The sequence below is a fragment of the Streptomyces sp. SLBN-118 genome, assembly GCF_006715635.1.
In the GTDB taxonomy this organism is placed as follows: Bacteria; Actinomycetota; Actinomycetes; order Streptomycetales; family Streptomycetaceae; genus Streptomyces.
This window is the reverse complement of record NZ_VFNP01000002.1, coordinates 2,248,927-2,268,801: the sequence shown is the minus strand read 5'-3', so window position 1 is coordinate 2,268,801 and position 19,875 is coordinate 2,248,927. Positions and strand designations below refer to the sequence as shown.

Here is a 19,875-nt window from a genome sequence, read left to right as displayed (position 1 = left end):
GCAGTGCCGCGGCGGGCTCCGTCACTCGCACACGACTCACAGCTCCGCGAGCAGCTGTGCCTTCTTGGTGCTGAACTCCTCGTCCGTCACCAGGCCCGCCTGGTGCAGCTCCCCGAGGTGCCGTATCCGCTCGGCGATGTCCGCCGGGTCGCGCCGCCCCGCCCGCAGCGCCATCACCGGCGCGGAGCCACTGTTGCGTACGGACTCCAGCACCGCCGCGGCGAAGGGCAGCGACTCGTGCACCGGCCCGCGGCTCACCCCGAAGAGCACCGACGCAGGATCCTGGTCCACCTGCCTGGGCGCGGCCGACTCGTCACCCGGATCGTCACCGTGGCGCAGCAGCCTCAGATACCCGTCGAACGCCTCCGGCGAGCGCCACTCCAGGCCGCTCAGCTCCGTCACCGGGAAACTCTGGTCGCCCGCCCGCCACTTGGCGGACGACGCGGCCGTCCGGGACCAGCGGAACGAGACCATCGAGCCGTCGAAGAAGGCCTTTCCGTCGTACGCCTTGAAGTGCATCGGGCCCTCGGGCGCGGCCACGGCGTACCGCTCGGCCGGGGTTTCGGCATCGGCGGGGAGCAGGGCGCGCAGTTCGTCGGCGTAGTACTCGGCGAGTGTCTCGCGCTCCGCGGGCAGCACCAGCCGGTACGGGTCGCAGCCCTCCTTCAGCTGCCCGGCCGCGGCATCCATCAGCGGATCGGCACCGGGTCTGGGCGCAGCGTGCAGCACCACCGTGCCGCGCTTGCCCGGGGAGAGGGTCACCGACGCCAACGCCTCGTGGGGGATTCGGCGTTCGCGAAGCGTCTGGAACAGCTTCGGCGCGCGGAGTCCCCGTTCGAAGCGGATGAGCACGGAGTCGGTCTCGAACTCCCAAGTGGCTTGAATTCCGGCCAGAACATCACCCATACGCCTCATCGTAGGCGGCGCGTGCCCTCGCGTCGCCCCTCGGTGCTCAGGCCCGGCCACGATGCTCTACGCGCGTCAGGCCGCTTCGTTGCCGTAAATACCACTGCGGCACGTGTCGTCGCCGCTGTGACAGGTCACTCCGTCGTAGGAACCGACGCCTATCTCGGCGAAGTTGCTGACGCTCTCCGTACCCGGCTCGAAATAGCCGGTGTGACCGACCGCGTCCGCCGCGGACAGCACCCGCGCGCCGAACTCCGGGGTGACCGGGTCCTCGCCGTGGCCGAGGCCGCCGACCGCCAGATGCGGCACGTCCTGGATCCAGTCGTCCCGATCCCGCATCGCCCAGACGCGGGCCCGGGCGTGGAGCCCGGCCACGTTCTCGGCGCGCATGCCGGGGCTGCCGGCCACCGCCACATCACGCACGCGGGCGGGCAGATGGCGCGCGGCGACACCGCACACGACGGAGCCGTAACTGTGGCAGAACAGCGCGATCTTGGAGCGGCCGGGCAGCGCGCCCGTGAGTGCGGCCAGGCGCACCGCACCGTCCTCGGCGCGGCGGCCCGTGGCCGAGTCCATGCCGATACCGGCGGGTGCGGTGTAGTCGGCCCACGCGATGACCGCCGTACGCGTACGCGGGGACGCGGCCCGCTCGGCGGCGTACAGGGACTCCGCCATGCCCGCCGGCGCGGTGTACTTGCGCGAGGTCCTCTGGAAGGTGAGCAGATTGGTGTCGACGCCTGGGACGATCACCGACACCCGCTGGGCCCGGTCGAGGTCGCCGAGCACCTCGGCGACCTTGCCGGGACCGGACGGATCGAAGGCGAGGATCTGCCGCTCGGGGCTCATGAGTGCCTCGAAGCGGTGCATACGGCGGACGGCCTGGTGATGGCCGGCCGTGGTCAGGTTGACGTCCTTCGCGCGCTTGCGCTCCTCCGTCAGCGAGAGCGCGAGGGCCTTGCGGTTGGCGCGGTAGCGCAGGGTGACCGGAGCCCCGTTGAGATTGCCGACGAGGAGGGGGTACCGGTCGGCGAGACGGGCCCGCTGCGTGCTGCCGATGGAACCGAAGAACGCGGCGAGGCGCTGCGGCGGTGAATCCGGATCGGGCAGCGCCCGCACCCCGACCCGGGCCTTGGCCCAGCCCGCGAGCTCAGCCTCGAGACCGTCGCGGGGACCGCTCTGATGTCGTACTGCGGTCCAGCCGGTGGTCGCCAGCATCATGAACACGACCGCGAGCGCGAGCAGGGCGCGCCAGGCGGTGAGGGTGGGGGAGGAGTCGAAGGAAGTCACTGCGGGACACCCTAGGAGACGCGCGAGGCGGCTCGCGAAGACCGTGAGGCAGATCACGTGTCCGAAGAGAGTACGAAGGGAATGTCGTCACATTCCGTGCGCGGGCGCGCCGCTGCGGTCACCCGGTTTGGGGTGCGCCCCGCCCCGCTCCCACCCGCCGGGACTGTCGCCTATCAGGGTGACGTGCATCGAACGCCCTTCCCCCGGCCGCCGGCCTCCGGTCACGCTGCGGTCAAGTGATCAGTACGACACGGGGGTTACCGACATGCGCATGATCTTCACGGCCGGAGTCCTGGCCGCAGCCCTACTGGCGCCGCAGACGGCTGCCGCCGCGCCACCCCGCCTCGGGGAGTGCGCGGTGGGCGAGTTGTGCCTGTGGGAGAAAGGGGACTTCAAGGGCATCCGCCAGGTCCATGAGCTCTACGGCACCGATGTCGAGAGCTGTGTTCCGCTGCCGCCCGGCACCAGCGCCGAGGCACTCGCCAACCGGACCGGGCGGCCGGTCACCACGTACCAGTCGCAGGAGTGCGAGGAGACCGGCGAGTTCGAGACCTACCCGGGCGATGGCACCTGGGTGCCCCAATCCCCGTACCGGGTCAGGGCGTTCAAGGTCTGGGAACGCTGAAGCGGGGTACCCGCTCTCCGAGCCCCGATTCGACGACTCGAGGAGTGATGATGGCGGGCTTCGGACACACAACGCGCAGGCACCCCCGCTCACGCGGCCGGAACTGGTCGAGGAGCGGGCCGGATCGCGCGGCACTCGGAATCATCGGCCTGATCTGTGCGATCGCCGGTTTCTTCGTGCTGGGGATCGTCCTCGGCCCGATCGCGATCGTCTGCGGATGGCTCGGTATGGGCCGCCGCTGGAACGGTGCACAGCCGGTCCCGGCACTGGCGGCAGTCGTGCTCGGCGGCATCGACACCCTGCTGGCGATCGTCTGGCTCGCGGGAGCCACGGTTCCCGCAAGCGGGATGTGGTGATCGTCAGCCACGCACCGCAGGCTCGTCGGACAGACCGGCCGGGGTGGGCATGGCGCCCGCCCCGGCTTCCGCCTGCACCGCCGTTGCAGGAAGCTCCGTGACCGCCCCGGCCTGTGACAGCGCGGCCACCTGCTCCCGCAGCGCCCGCACTTCCGCCGCCAGCGCCTGGAGCAGCGCCGTCTGCTTGCGTTCCTCGGCGTCGTCCCGCTCGAAGCGGGAGATGAACCATGCCGCGATATTGGCGGTGACGACACCGAGCAGCGCGATCCCCGAAATCATCAGCCCGACCGCGAGCACCCGCCCCAGACCCGTCGTCGGCGCATGATCGCCGTACCCGACCGTCGTCATCGTGGTGAACGACCACCACACCGCATCACCGAGCGTCTTGATGTTCCCGTTCGGCGCGTCCCTCTCCACATGCAGTACGGCAAGCGAGCCGAACATCATCAGCCCCACCACCGCGCCACCGACATACGTCGTCAGAGTGATCTGCGGTGCCATCCTGGCCCGGCGGCCCACCAGCAGCAGCGTCGAGACGACCCGCAGCAGGCGCAGCGGCTGCACCAGCGGCAGCACCACCGCCACCAGGTCCAGCGGATGCTTGCGTGCGAAAAGCCACTTGGCCGGTGCCAGCGCCAGCCGTACGAGGTAGTCGACGGCGAAGGTCCCCCACACCACCCACTCGGTGATCGTGCAGAGCGTTATCACCCACCCGTTGGCGTCGGGCGCCACGATCGGCGCGGCGTACGCGAGGCCGAACGCGACGGCGAGCACCAGAAGGGGGGTCTGCATGCGCTGTTCCCAGCGGACCTGCGCTGTTCGCTGCTTCATGCCTGCATGCTAGAGACGCGTGAAGGCGGCGGGACCCGGCCGGGTCCCGCCGCCTTCACGCCGACAGGTGCTACGCGTCGCCGCCGGCCGCGCCCGGGTCCGCCGCGGCCACGTCGAGCAGCTGGTAGCGGTCCACCGCCTGCTTCAGAACCGAGCGGTCGACCTTGCCCTCACGCGCGAGTTCGGTGAGCACGGCGAGGACGATCGACTGCGGGTCGATGTGGAAGAAGCGCCGCGCCGCGCCCCGGGTGTCCGCGAAGCCGAAGCCGTCGGCACCCAGCGACTGGTAGGTGCCGGGAACCCAGCGCGAGATCTGGTCCGGGACCGAGCGCATCCAGTCCGAGACGGCCACGAACGGGCCCTCGGCGCCGGAGAGCTTCTGCGTTACGTAGGGGACGCGCTGCTCCTCCTCGGGGTGCAGGAGGTTGTGCTGCTCGACCTCGACGGCCTCGCGGCGCAGTTCGTTCCAGGACGTCGCCGACCACACGTCGGCGCGTACGTTCCACTCCTCGGCGAGGATCTTCTGCGCCTCGACCGCCCATGGCACGGCCACACCCGAGGCCATGATCTGAGCGGGGATCGCACCGGCCTCGCCCGCCTTGAAGCGGTAGATGCCCTTGAGGATGCCCTCGGCGTCGACGTTCTCGGGCTCGGCCGGGTGCTGGATCGGCTCGTTGTAGACGGTGAGGTAGTAGAAGACGTCCTCGCCGTGCGGGTGCTCCTCGGAGGAGCCGTACATCCGGCGCAGACCGTCCTCGACGATGTGCGCGATCTCGAAACCGAAGGCCGGGTCGTACGCGACACAGCCCGGGTTCGTCGAGGCCAGCAGCTGGGAGTGGCCGTCCGCATGCTGCAGGCCCTCACCGGTCAGCGTCGTGCGGCCCGCGGTCGCGCCCAGGACGAAGCCGCGCGCGAGCTGGTCGGCCATCTGCCAGAACTGGTCGCCGGTGCGCTGGAAGCCGAACATCGAGTAGAAGACGTACACCGGGATCAGCGGCTCGCCGTGCGTGGCGTACGCCGAACCGGCGGCGATCAGTGAGGCCGTGCAGCCCGCCTCGGAGATGCCGTCGTGCAGCATCTGGCCGGTCGGCGACTCCTTGTACGCGAGCAGCAGCTCACGGTCCACGGCTTCGTACTGCTGCCCCAGCGGGTTGTAGATCTTGGCGCTCGGGAAGAACGAGTCCATTCCGAACGTGCGGTACTCGTCGGGCGCGATCAGCACGAAGCGCTTGCCGATCTCCTTGTCCCGCATCAGGTCCTTGAGCAGCCGTACGAACGCCATGGTGGTGGCGATCGACTGCTGGCCGGATCCCTTCTTGACCGGGGCGTACGTCTTGCTCTCGGGCAGGACCAGCGGCTGGGACCGCACGACACGGGTCGGGACGTACCCGCCCAGCGCCTTGCGGCGGTCGTGCATGTACTGGATCTCCTCCGAGTCGCGGCCCGGGTGGTAGTACGGCGGCGCGCCGCTCTCCAGCTGCTGGTCCGTGATCGGGATGTGCAGACGGTCGCGGAAGCGCTTGAGGTCGTCGACCGTCAGCTTCTTCATCTGGTGCGTCGCGTTGCGGCCCTCGAAGTTCGGGCCGAGGGTCCAGCCCTTGACCGTCTGGGCGAGGATCACGGTCGGCTGGCCCGCGTGGGCCTTGGCCGCCGCATACGCCGCATAGACCTTCTTGTGGTCGTGGCCGCCGCGTCCCAGGTGCAGGATCTGGTCGTCGGTCATGTTCTCGACCATGGCGCGCAGCCGGTGGTCCTCGCCGAAGAAGTGCTGGCGGATGTACGCGCCGGTCTCGGTGGCGTACGTCTGGAACTGGCCGTCAGGGGTGGTGTTCAGCTTGTTGACCAGCACGCCGTCGCGGTCCTGCGCGAGCAGCGGGTCCCAGGAGCGGTCCCAGACGAGCTTGATGACGTTCCAGCCGGCGCCTCGGAACTGGGACTCCAGCTCCTGGATGATCTTGCCGTTGCCACGCACAGGCCCGTCGAGACGCTGCAGGTTGCAGTTGACGACGAAGGTCAGATTGTCCAGGCCCTCGCGGGCGGCGATGGAGAGCTGGCCCAGCGACTCGGGCTCGTCCATCTCGCCGTCGCCGAGGAAGGCCCAGACATGCGACCTGGAGGTGTCGGCAATACCGCGCGCCTCCATGTAGCGGTTCATCCGTGCCTGGAAGATCGCGCCGATGGGGCCGAGGCCCATCGAGACGGTCGGGAACTCCCAGAAGTCCGGCATCAGCCGCGGGTGCGGGTAGCTGGACAGGCCGTCGGGGGCCTTGGACTTCTCCTGGCGGAAGGCGTCGAGGTTCCCCTCGCTGAGCCGGTCGAGCATGAAGGCGCGGGCGTAGATACCGGGGGACGCGTGCCCCTGGAAGAAGATCTGGTCGCCGCCGTCGCCCTGGTCCTTGCCGCGGAAGAAGTGGTTGAAGCCCACGTCGTAGAGGGAGGCGGAGGAGGCGAAGGTGGCGATGTGGCCGCCGACGCCGATACCCGGGCGCTGCGCGCGGGAGACCATCACCGCGGCGTTCCAGCGGGTGGCGTTGAGGACCTTGCGCTCGATCTCCTCGTTGCCGGGGAAGAAGGGCTCGTCCTTGGTGGCGATGGTGTTGACGTAGTCCGTGCTGCGCATCTCGGGCACGGCCACGCGCTTCTCGCGGGCTCGCTCGATCAGGCGGAGCATCAGGTAGCGGGCGCGCTCCCGGCCCCGCTCGTCGACGGCGGCGTCGAGGGAGTCCAGCCACTCCTGGGTCTCTTCTGGATCGAAGTCCGGGACCTGGCTGGGAAGGCCGCCAATGATGATCGGGTTGCGATCTGATCCGGAAGCCACGCTAATCCTTCGCTGTTCGGTGGGTTCTGCCCCTGCGGGAGATACGGGATGTCCAAGCGGTGTCGCGCCGCCTCCCATCGTGTACCGCGGGGAGGAAAACGTCATCTCTACCGGGGGGTAACCCTTGTTCTGACTGACATCCTGACCCAACCCCGGTTCCGGGTCCGGTCAAATCGCAACCTTACGCGCAACCCGCCAATGCGTTTCGTTTGGCTGTTCGGTTCCGATTGGCCCATCGAAGGGAAGAATGCCGCAAAGATGGCCGAATGGTGTGCCGAGCATCACGAGACGGGGTTGAGCGTGTCAGGAGTTGCGCCGAGACGGCCGCAAACGTCACCGTTTCGGCGGTCTGAACGGCCGGGTACTTGCGCGATCCGCCCCGCCCGTGTGGACTACGGCCAACGCCACGCGTACGCGCGCGGCTGCAGCATTTTCCAAACATGATCAGGAGGCAAGCCGTGAGCGCGACCGCGGACCACGCGGAGGAGCGGACCAACCCGGCCATCAGGCTGGGGTTCGAGCCCGGACAGGTGGTCCAGGAGATCGGCTACGACGACGACGTCGAGCAGGAGCTCCGTGAGGGCATCGAGGCTGTTATCGGCCAGGAACTCGTGGACGAGGACTATGAGGACGTCGCCGACGTCGTCGTGCTCTGGTTCCGTGACGAGGACGGCGACCTTACGGACGCGTTGGTGGACGCCATCGGCCTGCTGGACGAAGGCGGCGACATCTGGCTGCTGACGCCGAAGACCGGCAGGGACGGTTACATCGAGCCGAGCGACATCAACGAAGCCGCGCAGACCTCCGGTCTCTCCCAGACCAAGAGCATCAACGCGGGCAAGGACTGGTCGGGCACCCGGCTGAGCGCACCCAAATCCAAGCGCTGAGCCCCCGTACGCCCTGAGGGCCCCCGTCGGCAACCGCCGGCGGGGGCCCTCTGCGTAGGGTGGACCCACCCGAACGGACCAGTCGGGCCCAGCCCAGTGAAGGGACGCAACGTCATGGCGATCGAGGTCGGCACCAAGGCCCCGGACTTCGAGCTGAAGGACAACCACGGCCGCACCGTGAGCCTCGCCGATTTCCGCGGCGAGAAGAACGTGGTGCTCCTCTTCTATCCCTTCGCCTTCACCGGTGTGTGCACCGGCGAGCTGCACGCGCTCCGTGACGAGCTGCCGCGCTTCGTCAACGACGACACCCAGCTGCTCGCCGTCTCCACCGACTCCATCCACACTCTGCGCGTCTTCGCCGAGCAGGAGGGTCTGGAGTACCCGCTGCTCTCGGACTTCTGGCCGCACGGTGAGACCTCCCAGGCGTACGAAATCTTCGACGAGGAGAAGGGGTGCGCGGTGCGCGGAACCTTCATCATCGACAAGGAGGGCGTGGTCCGCTGGACCGTCGTCAACGGTCTGCCGGACGCGCGCGACCTGAACGACTACGCCAGGGCGCTCGAAGCGCTCTGAGCACGCCCCGATTCATCGGCCGACCCCTGCCCGAAAGGGTGTTTTCGACGGGAACCGGTCACTAGGATCCACTCGTTGATCCGATACATCACCGCACGACGGGGGCGCTGCCCCTGACAAACAATGGAGGGACTCGTGGGAGTCAGCCTCAGCAAGGGCGGCAACGTCTCGCTGACCAAGGCCGCGCCCAACCTGACCGCGGTCACCGTGGGCCTGGGCTGGGACGCACGCAGCACCACCGGCACCGACTTCGACCTCGACGCCAGCGCCCTGCTGACCAACGCCGAGGGCAAGGTCGCCAACGACGGCAACTTCGTCTTCTTCAACAACCTCAAGAGCCCCGACGGCTCCGTCGAGCACACCGGTGACAACCTCACTGGTGAGGGCGAGGGCGACGACGAGCAGATCAAGGTGAACCTCGCCTCGGTGCCCGCCGACGTCGACAAGATCGTCTTCCCGGTCTCGATCTACGAGGCGGAGAGCCGCCAGCAGTCCTTCGGCCAGGTGCGCAACGCGTTCATCCGCGTCGTCAACCAGGCCGACAACAACGAACTCGCGCGTTACGACCTGAGCGAGGACGCCTCGACCGAGACCGCCATGGTCTTCGGTGAGCTCTACCGCAACGGCGCGGAGTGGAAGTTCCGTGCCATCGGCCAGGGGTACGCCTCGGGTCTGCGCGGCATCGCGCAGGACTTCGGCGTCAACGTCTGAGCGAGCGGTTCATTCCCTGTCCGGCGCCGCACCTTCCAGTGCGGCGCCGGACGCGCCTGCACCACCTTTGCTTCGTCATCTCGGGGAGGACCATAAACATGGGCGTCACGCTCGCCAAGGGAGGCAATGTCTCCCTCTCCAAGGCCGCACCGAACCTCACACAGGTGTTGGTCGGGCTCGGCTGGGACGCGCGTTCCACCACCGGAGCGCCCTTCGACCTCGACGCCAGTGCGCTGCTCTGCCAGTCCGGCCGGGTGCTCGGCGACGAGTGGTTCGTGTTCTACAACAACCTCAGGAGCCCCGACGGCTCCGTCGAGCACACCGGTGACAACCTCACGGGCGAGGGCGAGGGGGACGACGAATCGATTCTCGTGGACCTCTCGCAGGTGCCGGCCAATGTCGACAAGATCATCTTTCCGGTCTCCATCCATGAGGCCGACAACCGGGGCCAGACCTTTGGCCAGGTCAGCAATGCTTTCATCCGGGTGGCCAACCAGTCGGACGGCCAGGAGCTCGCGCGCTACGACCTGAGCGAGGACGCCTCGACCGAGACCGCGATGATCTTCGGTGAGCTCTACCGCTACGGCGGCGAATGGAAGTTCCGAGCCGTGGGGCAGGGGTACGCGTCGGGTCTGCGGGGCATCGCTCTAGACTTCGGGGTCAATGTTTCCTAAAGCTCGTGTCCGGGTTGATCAAAGACCCGGGCCGGTCCCCGGGGGTGTCTGCTGGGGGTCCGGGGGTCCTCCCCGGGGCAATGCAGCGTAAAGCCGCGCGTAACCCGGGGGAGACCCGTACTCGGCGCGGGGGAGACCCGTACACAACGATTGGGTAGCCAGTGGTACTGAAAACCTTCGGCTGGTCGTTCGCAGTCACTGCGCTCGGCCTGGTCGCGGCGGTGTTCTACGGGGGCTGGTCGGCCTTCGGGCTCGTCGCCATCCTCTCGGTTCTGGAGATCTCGCTCTCCTTCGACAACGCGGTGGTCAACGCCGGCGTGCTGAAGAAGATGAGCGAGTTCTGGCAGAAGATCTTCCTCACCATTGGTGTCCTGATCGCCGTCTTCGGGATGCGGCTGATCTTCCCCGTGGTGATCGTCGCGATCACCGCGAAGATCGGGCCCATCGAGGCCGTCGACCTCGCACTGAACAACCACGACAAGTACGAGCAGCTGGTCACCGACGCACACCCGGCGATCGCGGCATTCGGCGGCATCTTCCTGCTGATGATCTTCCTCGACTTCATCTTCGAGGACCGTGACATCAAGTGGCTGGGCTGGATCGAGCGTCCGCTCGCCAAGCTCGGCAAGGTCGACATGCTCGCCGCCTGCATCGCGCTGATCGTCCTGCTGATCACCGCCGCCACCTTCGCGGTCAACGCCCACCAGTACGGCGGGCACCACGCCGACAAGTCCGCCACCGTCCTCACCGCGGGCATCGCCGGCCTGATCACCTACATGGTCGTCGGTGGCCTCTCCGGCTACTTCGAGAACAAACTCGAGGAAGAGGAGGAGCGCGAGCACGAGGCCGAGGAGGAGGCCAGGAAGGCCGGCAAGCCGGTCTCGGCCGTCAAACTCGTCGGCAAGGCCGCCTTCTTCATGTTCCTCTACCTCGAAGTCCTCGACGCCTCCTTCTCCTTCGACGGCGTCATCGGCGCCTTCGCGATCAGCAACGACCCGGTGGTCATCGCGCTCGGCCTCGGCATCGGCGCCATGTACGTCCGCTCGCTCACCGTCTACCTGGTCCGCCAGGGCACCCTCGACGACTACGTCTACCTCGAACACGGCGCGCACTACGCCATCGGCGCACTCGCCGTGATCCTCCTCGTCACCATCCAGTACGAGATCAACGAAGTCATCACCGGCCTCGTCGGCGTCATCCTCATCGCCTGGTCCTTCTGGTCCTCCGTCCGCCGCAACCGGGCACTTGCCGGGGGCGACGGGGACAGCTCCGACGAGAAGCAGGAAGTCACCTCCGGGGTGTGACCCGGAGAGGATTGAGGAACGCTCTGAGCGGGGCGGCTCCGAGGCTGGGCCTCGGAGCCGCCCCGCTGGGTTCAACGACGCATGTGGGGGTGGGGCATGGCCTTCTGGGACGGCCTGTGGCGGGGCAGGTCACTGCAGTTCGACTCCGGCAGCGCAGCGACCAATTCGATCGAGCTGACCAAACGGCACCCGACGGTCTCGCTCACCAAGCAGGGCGCGGCCACCGGCAATCTGCGCGTCAATCTCTCCTGGCGGATGCGTACGTCCGACATCGAGGGCAGGTCCCGGCAGAGCGGCAGACTGCTGCGGCACCCCTTCAAGCTCTTCCAGCCCGATGTGGTCCAGGCCCACACCCAGGGCGTGGTCAACGTGGACCTCGACCTGGGCTGTCTCTACGAGCTGACGGACGGAAGCAAGGGTGTGGTGCAGCCCCTCGGCAGCTTCTTCGGCAACATCAACGAGCCGCCCTATGTGAAGCTCAGCGGCGACGACCGCTTCGGCTCACCCTCGGGCGAGACGGTCTACGTCAATCTGGACCACCGCGAGTCGATCAAGCGGCTGCTGTTCTTCGCGTACATCTACGACCAGACACCGGCCTTCGACCGTACGCACGCGCATGTGACGCTCTACCCGAGTAACGGGCCGCGGGTGGAGATAGAGCTCGACGAACGCGCGCCGCAGGCCCGTTCCTGCGCGATCTTCTCCATGGAGCACGTCAAGGGGGAGCTGGTGGTCCGCCGGGAGGTGAAGTTCGTCTACGGCTTCCAGGCGGAGCTGGACCGGCTGTACGGATGGGGTCTGCAGTGGGGACGCGGCTACAAGAACCGGGTGTAGGGGCGGAGGGCTCGGCACGAACTCAGGGGCGTACGAACTGAGGGCCCATGGGCGGCAGCCGGAAATTCGGGTCGGGCGCGGGCGCCGCCGCGGCGGCGGGCTGCGGGTAGCCGTACGCCGGCGGTGGGACCGGCTGGGTCGCGGGCGACTGTGGGTAACCGTACGCGGGCTGTGGGTAACCGTAGCCGGGCTGGGGGGCCGTGGACTGCGCGGGCGGCGCGGGGTGCGGGTCGGGCGCCGGCTCGGGCTGGGCGGACGGCTCGGCGGCCGCCTCCGCCTCGTCCACCGAGATGCCGAATGCCGTGGCCAGACCCACCAGACCGGTCGGGTACCCCTGCGCCACCGCTCGGAACTTCCAGCCCTCCCCGCGCCGGTAGAGCTCGCCGCAGATGATCGCCGTCTCCGCGCCCGTCTCCGGCCTCACATCGAAGACGGCGAGCGGGTCGCTGTCGGCCAGGGTCGCGTCGAAGAGCAATATCTGGAGGTCCCGTACATGCTGGAAGGTGTCGCCGTCGGACGAGGCGGCGAGCACGACCTGGTCGACGGACGGGTCGAGGGAGGAGAGATCCGCCTCGACGGTGTCCGTCAGATGCTCCGCGACGCGCTTCTTGGGCAGTCGCCGCACCAGGCCCGACGGGTGCCGCGGCTGGTTGTAGAAGACGAAGTCCTCGTCGGAGCGCACACGCCCGTCGCCGCCGAGCAGCAGGGCCGAGGCGTCCACGTCGGGGACCCCGGCGCCCGGGGTCCAGCGCAGCACGGCCCGTACGGCCGTGGCATCGAGAGGAACGTTCGAGCCCTTCACCATCGCGTGCGTCATGTCCGTCATCCTGCCTTCCCGGTGGCCGCCCTTACAACGCGGGGGCTCCAGGGGCCTGTCGGGCACAGACCCCCTTGTCGTCGGGGCAGGACATGGGCATGGTGCAAGCGGGTTACCTGGATTTCATGGGCTTGGGGAACTCGTGACACATAGTCGTACGTACTATTACCGGCCACGCCAGTTGGGTCGCCAAGGCAGTACGGGGGAAATATATGCGTCACTTTGGGCACATTTCGCCTGCTGTGCGTGACAGTCTGTTCCATCAGGAGCCGTGCGAATTCAGCGCCGCCTCGCCCGCGCGAACCCTCGCGGCCGCGCTGGGCGCAACGCTCTACAGCCCCGCGACCCGTCCCCGGCTCGCCGACGACGTGCTCAAGCTGGCCGGGCGCGGAGTCGTCTCCATGGTGCTCTGCCTGGAGGATTCCATCGACGACGCCGAAGTCGCGGGGGCCGAGGCGAACCTCGTCCGGCAGTTCGCCGACCTCGACGCGCGGGGCGACGAGTTGCCGCTGCTGTTCATCCGCGTCCGCGAACCCGGGCAGATCCCGGATCTCGTGGAGCGGCTGGGGCCCTCGGTCCGACGGCTGTCCGGTTTCGTACTTCCCAAATTCACCGAAGAGCGGGGCGTGCCCTTCCTGGAAGCCCTCGCCGAAGCGGAGAGCGCGAGCGGACACCGGCTTTTCGCGATGCCCGTCCTGGAATCCCCGGAACTTCTCCACCTCGAAACCCGCACCGAGACGCTCACCGGCATCGCGAGCACCGTCGACAAGTACCGCGATCGGGTCCTGGCGCTGCGGCTCGGCGTCACCGACTTCTGTTCCGCGTACGGGCTGCGCAGGTCGCCCGACATGACGGCGTACGACGTCCAGATCGTCGCCGCGGTCATCGGCGACGTGGTGAACGTGCTGGGGCGGGCGGACGGCACCGGCTTCACGGTGACCGGACCCGTATGGGAGTACTTCCGGCTCCAGGAGCGCATGTTCAAGCCCCAGCTGCGCCGCAGCCCCTTCATGGAGGGCCGGGCCGAGGAACTGCGCACCGCGCTGATCGAGCACGACCTGGACGGCCTGCTCCGCGAGATCGAACTGGACCGGGCCAACGGCCTGCAGGGCAAGACCTGCATCCATCCCTCGCACGTACCGCCCGTGCACGCTCTGTCGGTCGTCAGTCACGAAGAGTTCAGCGACGCACAGGACATCGTGCGGCCGGAGCGGGGCGGCGGAGGCGTGATGCGTTCCGCATACACGAACAAGATGAACGAAGTGAAGCCCCACCGGGCCTGGGCCGAGCGCACCTTGCTGCGCGCGGAGGTCTTCGGGGTGGCCAGGGAAGAGGTCGGCTTCGTGGAGCTGCTCACGGCCGGACTCTCCGGCTGACATGAAGAGGGAAGAGACTGTAAGCGTGGTGTGGACGGGTGCATGGGTCGCGAAACGGCTGGGCGTCGGGCTTGTCGGAGACGCCGAGCTGAGCGGACTGCTGGGACTGGCCCTGCGGCGCAATCCCAAGCGGGCGCACCTGCTCGTGTCGAACGTGCTGGGCAAGCATGTGCCGCAGTCGCCGTCGGTGGTGTACGACGCGGGGTACGGGCTCGGCGAGCAGGTCCGCAAGCTGCTCGGCGACGAGGAGGCGGCCCGCGCGGTCGTCCTCGGCTACGCGGAGACGGCGACGGGGCTGGGCCACTCGGTGGCGGACGGGGTCGCCCTCGCGCCGTATCTGCACTCCACGCGCCGCCCGGTCGACGGGGTCGGGCAGGCGGGCGGCTTCGAGGAGTCCCACTCGCACGCGACCTCGCATCTGCTGCTGCCGGAGGATCCGGCGCTGCTGGCCGGTGACGGACCGCTGATCCTGGTCGACGACGAGTTCTCGACGGGCAACACCGTGCTGAACACGATCCGGGACCTGCACGAGCGGTATCCGCGGGAGCGGTACGTGATCGTGGCGCTGGTCGACATGCGCTCGGAGGCGGACCGCGAGCGCTTCGAGCGATTCGCCGGGGAAATCGGCGCACGGGTCGACCTGGTGGCCCTGGCATCGGGAACCGTCCGGCTCCCGGAGGGAGTGCTGGAGAAGGGCCAGGCGCTGGTGGCGGAGCAGGAGGCGAAGGCAGTCGCTGCCCCCGAGGCCCTGCTGGCAGTCTCTGCTCCTACCCGTGTCGAGCTCGGCTGGCCGAGCGGTGTGCCCGACGGCGGTCGGCACGGCTTCACGCCTGGGCAGCGGGCCGTGTTCGAAGAGGCTCTGCCCGGTATGGCAGAGCGAATAGCGGCGGCCGTGGGCCACGCCTCGCGCGTACTCGTCCTCGGCTTCGAGGAGCTGATGTACGCCCCGCTGCGCCTCGGCACCGCCCTTGAGCAGGTCCTCGACGCCGACGTCCGCTACTCCACCACCACCCGCTCACCGGTCCTCGCCGTCGACGACCCCGGCTACGCGATCCGCACCCGGCTGGTGTTCCCCGCGCACGACGACCCTGCCGACGGCCCCGGCGAGCGGTACGCCTACAACGTCGCGGGCGCCGGTTTCGACGCCGTCGTCGCCGTGGTGGACTCGGCGGCCGACACGCCCCAACTGCACGCCCCCGAAGGCCTGTTGGCCCGGCTCGCCGCGCATGTCCCGCACGTCGTCCTGGCCGTCGTACCGAGCTACGTACCCGAAGTACCCCGAGCACCCGAAGCCCCCGAAGCCCCCGAAAGGGCGTCCATGCTGCCCGAGCCCCTGCGCGGCCCCGCCTTCTCCTCCTACGCCCCGGACGAGGTCGGCTGGCTGCTCCAGGACCTCTCCGAGGTCGATCTCGAGGCCCCGACCGAGGAGCGCGAAGAGGCCATCCAGAGCGGCGGCGCGCACTACGCCGAGTCGCTGCCGGTCGAGTACCAGCCCAGCGCCGAGTACCAGGAACTGTTCAAGTCCGCCCTGGACGCGTCCGCGGCCCGCATCGCCCGCGCCGTCGGCACCGTCACGGAGACCGTCATCGCCGAGCGGTCCCCGCGCCCCGTGCTCGTGTCGCTGGCGCGCGCCGGCACCCCCGTCGGCGTGCTGATGCGCCGCTGGGCGCAGCACCGGCACGGCCTGGACCTGCCGCACTACGCCGTGTCGATCGTCCGCGGCCGCGGCATCGACGTCAACGCCCTGCGCTGGCTGCGGCAGCACCACGACCCGGCCGATGTCGTGTTCGTCGACGGCTGGACCGGCAAGGGCGCGATCACCCGCGAACTGGCCGATGCGCTTGAGGAGTTCGAGGGCTTCAACCCGGAGATCGCGGTGCTCGCCGACCCCGGCGGCTGCGTCCGTACCTACGGCACCCGCGAGGACTTCCTCATCCCCTCCGCCTGCCTCAACTCCACCGTCTCCGGCCTGATATCGCGTACGGTGCTGCGCGCCGACCTGGTCGGCCCGGGCGACTTCCACGGCGCGAAGTTCTACCGCGAACTCGTCGCCAGCGATGTCTCGGAACACTTCCTGGACACCGTCGCCGCCCGCTTCGACGAGGTCTCCACCGCCGTCGACGCCGAGGTCAAGGAACTGCTCGCGGCGGACCGCGCACCCACCTGGGAGGGCTGGGCCGCCGTCGAGCGGATCAGCGAGGAGTACGGCATCCACAATGTGAACCTCGTCAAGCCCGGTGTCGGCGAGGCGACCCGCGTACTGCTGCGCCGCGTCCCCTGGAAGATCCTCGCCAAGCGCGGCGCGGGCGCCGACCTCGACCATGTCCGGCTCCTCGCCGAACAGCGCGGCGTACCGGTGGAGGAGATCGACGAACTCCCGTACACCTGCGTCGGGTTGATCCACCCCCAGTACACCCGCGGCGCGACGGGCGCGGACGGCAAGGCGGTGTCGGCGCTGTGAGCACGCCCGGGACCACCCTGATCGCGTGCGATCTCGACCGCACCCTGATCTACTCCAACGCCGCGCTCGATCTGCGCATGCCGGACGCCGACGCGCCCCGTCTGCTCTGCGTCGAGGTGTACGGGAGCATGCCTTTGTCGTACATCACGGAGACCGCGGCCGGGCTGCTCGACGAGGTGGCCCGTACGAGCAACTTCGTACCGACCACCACCCGCACCCGGGAGCAGTATCAACGCATCCATCTCCCGGGCCCCGCCCCCGAGTTCGCGATCTGCGCCAACGGCGGACATCTGCTCGTCGACGGCGCCTCGGACAGCGGCTGGCAGCGGCAGGTCGCCGCCCGGCTCGCCGACGAGTGCGCCTCGCTCGCCGAGGTCCGCGACCATCTCCTGGCGGCGGCCGACCCCGGCTGGCTTCTCAAGGAGCGGGTCGCGGAGGACCTGTTCGCCTATCTCGTCGTCGAGCGCTCCCTGCTGCCCGAGGGCTGGGTCAAGGAGCTCTCCGAGTGGGCCGAGCGCCGCGGCTGGACCGTCTCGCTCCAGGGCCGCAAGATCTACGCCGTGCCGCAGCCGCTCACCAAGAGCGCTGCGGTGCGCGAGGTGGCCCGCCGCAGCGGCGCGGAGCAGATCCTCGCGGCGGGGGACTCCCTCCTCGACGCCGATCTGCTGCTCGCCGCGGACCGCGCCTGGCGCCCGGGCCACGGCGAACTCGCCGACACCGGCTGGGACGCCCCGAACGTCGAGGTGCTGTCCGAGACGGGAGTCGCGGCGGGCGAGGAGATCCTGCGCCGCTTCGGCCGCGCCGCGACGGCCTGAGGGCGCCGCGACAGCCTCAGGGGCGCCGCGACAGCCTCAGGGCGGGTGGGGGCGGGCGGCGGTGAGGGCGGTCAGCCGCAGCAGCCGCCCCCGCAGCAGCCCCCTCCGCCGCCTCCATTTCCGCCTCCGCCGCTGGGCGCGGGCGCGGACTTGGTACCGCCGACGGCGACGGCCGACAGCAGCTTGACGGTGTCCTCGTGTCCGGCGGGGCAGCTCGCCGGGTCGGAGGACTGGGCCATCGGCCGGTTCACTTCAAAGGTGTCGCCGCAGCTGCGGCAGCGGTATTCGTAACGAGGCATGGCCTCAGGCTAGCCGCCCTGACCAGGCTCCCCTGCCCCTTGTCGCCCCTTGTCCTTGTCCTCGGCGTTCTCGGCGTCCCCGGCGTCCTTGCCCTCGGCCGGGCCCGGTCCTGCCTCGGCGGGAGCGGCGGGCTGTTCCTGAGCCGCCGCGCTGCCTGGATGGCGGGCCTTCCAGTACGGGTTGTCGTGCGGCAGCGTCGAACTGACCCTTCCGTACATCCCGAAAAACATGAGCAGTACGCCGACCACAAAGCTGAACAGGACGTTCTGGATCTCGAAGGCGAGGGGGTTGAACGTCGTGTCGATCAGCGCGAGGTTGATGAAGCCGCTGAGGATGAAGGCGATGCCGAGGACCATGTTGAGGGTCGAGGCGAAGTTCCCGCCGACGACCATGCCGACGAAGAGCAGCACTCCGATGCAGATGGACAGCACGCTGAGCGCGCCGTTGGTGTTGAGGCCTGCGACGGTGTCGCCGTGGGTGTCGAAGAAGCCGATTTCGTCGATGAGCCCGAGAATCCCGAAGACGAGCAGCACGAGCCCCATCAGCCCGGCGCCTACGCGGTAGACCTGGTTGAGCCGGTGGTCGACGGGGAGGTGCTCGTCGAGCAGGGGCGCGCTCCGGGTCCGGCTGGTTTTGGGGACAGGTACGTGTGCGGCCATGTCCGGCCTCCTTTGGACGTACGTACTCCTAGGATCCGCCCGAGTGCGGCAGCGTTCAATCGGTGGGGCGGAAGGGCCGGGCCGGTCGGGGCCCGGTCTGCCTGGGCCGGGCCGTCGGGGTGGCCGCCGCTCAGGCGTGGCCGCTGCCCAGAGGCCGTCGCTCAGGTGTGGCCGGCACTCAGGTGTGGCCGGCACTCAGGCGTGGCCGGCACTCAGGCGTGGCCCGCGCCGCGCTCGTCGCGGATCTGCTCGACCACGCGTGCGGCCGTGTTCCGTACCGCCTCGGTCTCCATCAGAAAGTGCCAGTAGTCGGGGTGACGGCCCTCGAGCCCCGCGACGGCCCGCTCCAGCCGCCCCACCGCGTCGTCCAGCGGTCGAGCGTGCCGGGGATCGGGGGTGTTGCGCCCGGCCATGGCGAGGCGCTGCGCGTCCCGGACGGCGAAGCGGGTGCGTTCGATCTCGTTCTGCGGGTCCTTGGCCACGGCGTTGAGTCGCTGCAGGCGGTCGCCGGCGGCCGATACGGCTTCATCGGTGGTGTTCAGCAGCGCCCGTACCGTGCTGAGCAGGGCCGTCGCGTCCGGCCACCGCTGCTCGTCGCGCGCCTTCGCTGCCTCCCTGAGCTTTTCCTCGGCCTGGCGGACGCTGACCGCAGCCTGCTCGGGGACGGGCTGCAGGTCCTGCCAGCAGGCGGCGGAGAAGCGCCGACGGAGTTCGCTGAGGACGGGCTCGACGGATCCGGCGCGGTTGGTGAGGGCCTGGGCGCGCGTACGGAGGGAGACGAGGCGTTTGTCGGTCTCGGCGGCGCGCTCGGGCAGCCGCTCGGCCTCGGCCCGTACGGCCTCGGCGTCGCGCAGAACCCGGTCGGCGCGCTGGAGAGTCTCGGCGACGCCGTGCCGGCCGGCGCCCTGATTGAGCATGGTCAGCTCGGGGGCGAGGGCGGCGAGGCGGGCCGCGAGATCGTCTGCTCGCAGTCCGGAGCTCCGCACCGAATCGAGAGCATTGCTCGCGGAAAGGAGCGCCTGTCTTGCCCGCTCGACGGCGGGAGCGAGCCGGGCGAGCTGTGTCTCCGCCTTGTCGAGCAGCGGCCCGAGCCCCTGAGCGAACCGGTCGAGATCGCCCTTGACCCTTACGAGCTCGTCCTTGGCCCGGTCCAGCTCCCCGCGCGCCCGCGTGGCGACCGACGCGTCCAGATCGTCCCGGTCGAGATCGTGCGCATCGACGGCGGTGATGTACCGATTGCTCACCTCGTCGATCCGCTGTCCCAGGGCGGCGAAGTCGTCCACGGCCCGGCGGGCGCCCGGCGAACTGTCGACGGCCATGATCGTCTCGATGGAGATCCGCAGATCGCGCTGGGCGGTGTCCAGCTCGTAGAAGGCGGCGGCCGCGGCATCCTTCGCCGCCTGCGCATCTGCCCGCAGACTCTCACCCCGCCCGCCGAACCAGCGGCGCGTCCCCCCGCCGGCGAACGCGCCCGGCAGCGCCACGGCCATCAAGGGCAGGGGCAGCAACACAAGCGCGAGGACGTCTCGGACGGCACTCGCTCGCGCCTGCGCTCTGGCGTACGGCCGCGCGTGTGTCGCCGTCACATCCCTCTCCCGTGCTGTGTCGCCCTGCCCGGTTCATTCTCCCACCAGGTAAGGA

19 protein-coding genes are annotated in these 19,875 nt (G+C 69.3%); 11 read left to right on the top strand and 8 right to left on the bottom strand.

The window, feature by feature from the left end; translation table 11 throughout:
- Positions 1-36: 36 nt before the first annotated feature.
- Both FBY35_RS28850 and FBY35_RS28845 read right to left on the bottom strand, forming a co-directional pair.
- Complete coding sequence (locus FBY35_RS28850) at positions 37-906, bottom strand: DUF4429 domain-containing protein (RefSeq protein ID WP_186357092.1); 870 nt, start codon at positions 904-906, stop codon at positions 37-39.
- Between the two features lie 75 nt (positions 907-981).
- Positions 982-2,193: an alpha/beta hydrolase gene (locus FBY35_RS28845; RefSeq protein ID WP_142216890.1), complete on the bottom strand. Its 1,212-nt coding sequence runs from the start codon at positions 2,191-2,193 to the stop codon at positions 982-984.
- A gap of 265 nt (positions 2,194-2,458) precedes the next feature.
- Between FBY35_RS28845 and FBY35_RS28840 the strand changes: the two genes are divergently transcribed.
- Complete coding sequence (locus FBY35_RS28840; protein ID WP_142216889.1) at positions 2,459-2,818, top strand: peptidase inhibitor family I36 protein; 360 nt, start codon at positions 2,459-2,461, stop codon at positions 2,816-2,818.
- Positions 2,819-2,865: 47 nt separating this feature from the next.
- Positions 2,866-3,174, top strand: coding sequence for a small hydrophobic protein (locus tag FBY35_RS28835; protein ID WP_142216888.1), 309 nt, complete (start codon positions 2,866-2,868; stop codon positions 3,172-3,174).
- A 3-nt stretch (positions 3,175-3,177) separates the two neighbouring features.
- Here FBY35_RS28835 and FBY35_RS28830 read toward each other — a convergent pair whose 3' ends face one another.
- Together FBY35_RS28830 and aceE are read right to left on the bottom strand one after the other, a co-directional pair.
- Complete coding sequence (locus FBY35_RS28830) at positions 3,178-4,005, bottom strand: potassium channel family protein (protein ID WP_142216887.1); 828 nt, start codon at positions 4,003-4,005, stop codon at positions 3,178-3,180.
- A 70-nt stretch (positions 4,006-4,075) separates the two neighbouring features.
- Entirely contained in the window at positions 4,076-6,823 is a 2,748-nt protein-coding gene (gene aceE, locus FBY35_RS28825) for a pyruvate dehydrogenase (acetyl-transferring), homodimeric type (RefSeq protein ID WP_142216886.1), read from the bottom strand.
- Between the two features lie 458 nt (positions 6,824-7,281).
- On the opposite strand from aceE, the gene FBY35_RS28820 reads away from it, so the two are divergent.
- The 6 genes from FBY35_RS28820 to FBY35_RS28795 all read left to right on the top strand — a co-directional run bounded on the left by FBY35_RS28820 (position 7,282) and on the right by FBY35_RS28795 (position 11,806).
- Positions 7,282-7,710: a DUF3052 domain-containing protein gene (locus tag FBY35_RS28820; protein WP_142216885.1), complete on the top strand. Its 429-nt coding sequence runs from the start codon at positions 7,282-7,284 to the stop codon at positions 7,708-7,710.
- Positions 7,711-7,824: 114 nt separating this feature from the next.
- Positions 7,825-8,283, top strand: coding sequence for a peroxiredoxin (locus FBY35_RS28815; RefSeq protein WP_142216884.1), 459 nt, complete (start codon positions 7,825-7,827; stop codon positions 8,281-8,283).
- Positions 8,284-8,418: 135 nt separating this feature from the next.
- Positions 8,419-8,994 carry a TerD family protein gene (locus tag FBY35_RS28810; RefSeq protein WP_142216883.1) on the top strand — a complete coding sequence of 192 codons (576 nt, stop codon included), beginning with the start codon at positions 8,419-8,421 and terminating at the stop codon, positions 8,992-8,994.
- Between the two features lie 98 nt (positions 8,995-9,092).
- Positions 9,093-9,668: a TerD family protein gene (locus FBY35_RS28805; RefSeq protein ID WP_142216882.1), complete on the top strand. Its 576-nt coding sequence runs from the start codon at positions 9,093-9,095 to the stop codon at positions 9,666-9,668.
- A gap of 161 nt (positions 9,669-9,829) precedes the next feature.
- A complete protein-coding gene (locus tag FBY35_RS28800) occupies positions 9,830-10,972 on the top strand; it encodes a DUF475 domain-containing protein (protein ID WP_142216881.1) in 1,143 nt (380 codons plus the stop codon).
- Positions 10,973-11,068: 96 nt separating this feature from the next.
- Positions 11,069-11,806, top strand: coding sequence for a Tellurium resistance (locus FBY35_RS28795; protein ID WP_142216880.1), 738 nt, complete (start codon positions 11,069-11,071; stop codon positions 11,804-11,806).
- Positions 11,807-11,828: 22 nt separating this feature from the next.
- On the opposite strand, the gene FBY35_RS28790 is transcribed toward FBY35_RS28795, so the two are convergent.
- Complete coding sequence (locus FBY35_RS28790; RefSeq protein ID WP_186357091.1) at positions 11,829-12,632, bottom strand: TerD family protein; 804 nt, start codon at positions 12,630-12,632, stop codon at positions 11,829-11,831.
- 203 nt (positions 12,633-12,835) lie between these two features.
- Here FBY35_RS28790 and FBY35_RS28785 point away from each other — a divergent pair, with 203 nt between their 5' ends.
- From FBY35_RS28785 to FBY35_RS28775, 3 genes are read left to right on the top strand one after another with little or no spacing between them, the layout of a single operon-like run.
- Positions 12,836-13,999, top strand: a complete 1,164-nt coding sequence (locus FBY35_RS28785) for an HpcH/HpaI aldolase/citrate lyase family protein (protein ID WP_142216878.1) — start codon at positions 12,836-12,838, stop codon at positions 13,997-13,999.
- Between the two features lies 1 nt (position 14,000).
- Positions 14,001-16,460, top strand: a complete 2,460-nt coding sequence (locus tag FBY35_RS28780; RefSeq protein WP_142216877.1) for a phosphoribosyltransferase — start codon at positions 14,001-14,003, stop codon at positions 16,458-16,460.
- Positions 16,457-17,275, top strand: a complete 819-nt coding sequence (locus FBY35_RS28775; RefSeq protein WP_142216876.1) for an HAD family hydrolase — start codon at positions 16,457-16,459, stop codon at positions 17,273-17,275. Before FBY35_RS28780 ends, FBY35_RS28775 begins: the two co-directional genes overlap by 4 nt.
- Before the next feature lie 71 nt (positions 17,276-17,346).
- Here FBY35_RS28775 and FBY35_RS28770 read toward each other — a convergent pair whose 3' ends face one another.
- From FBY35_RS28770 to FBY35_RS28760, 3 genes are all read right to left on the bottom strand, one after another.
- Positions 17,347-17,574: a zinc ribbon domain-containing protein gene (locus tag FBY35_RS28770; protein ID WP_142216875.1), complete on the bottom strand. Its 228-nt coding sequence runs from the start codon at positions 17,572-17,574 to the stop codon at positions 17,347-17,349.
- 9 nt (positions 17,575-17,583) lie between these two features.
- Positions 17,584-18,234, bottom strand: coding sequence for a DUF4383 domain-containing protein (locus tag FBY35_RS28765; protein ID WP_142216874.1), 651 nt, complete (start codon positions 18,232-18,234; stop codon positions 17,584-17,586).
- Between the two features lie 212 nt (positions 18,235-18,446).
- Positions 18,447-19,820 carry a hypothetical protein gene (locus FBY35_RS28760; RefSeq protein WP_142216873.1) on the bottom strand — a complete coding sequence of 458 codons (1,374 nt, stop codon included), beginning with the start codon at positions 19,818-19,820 and terminating at the stop codon, positions 18,447-18,449.
- Positions 19,821-19,875 lie beyond the last annotated feature (55 nt).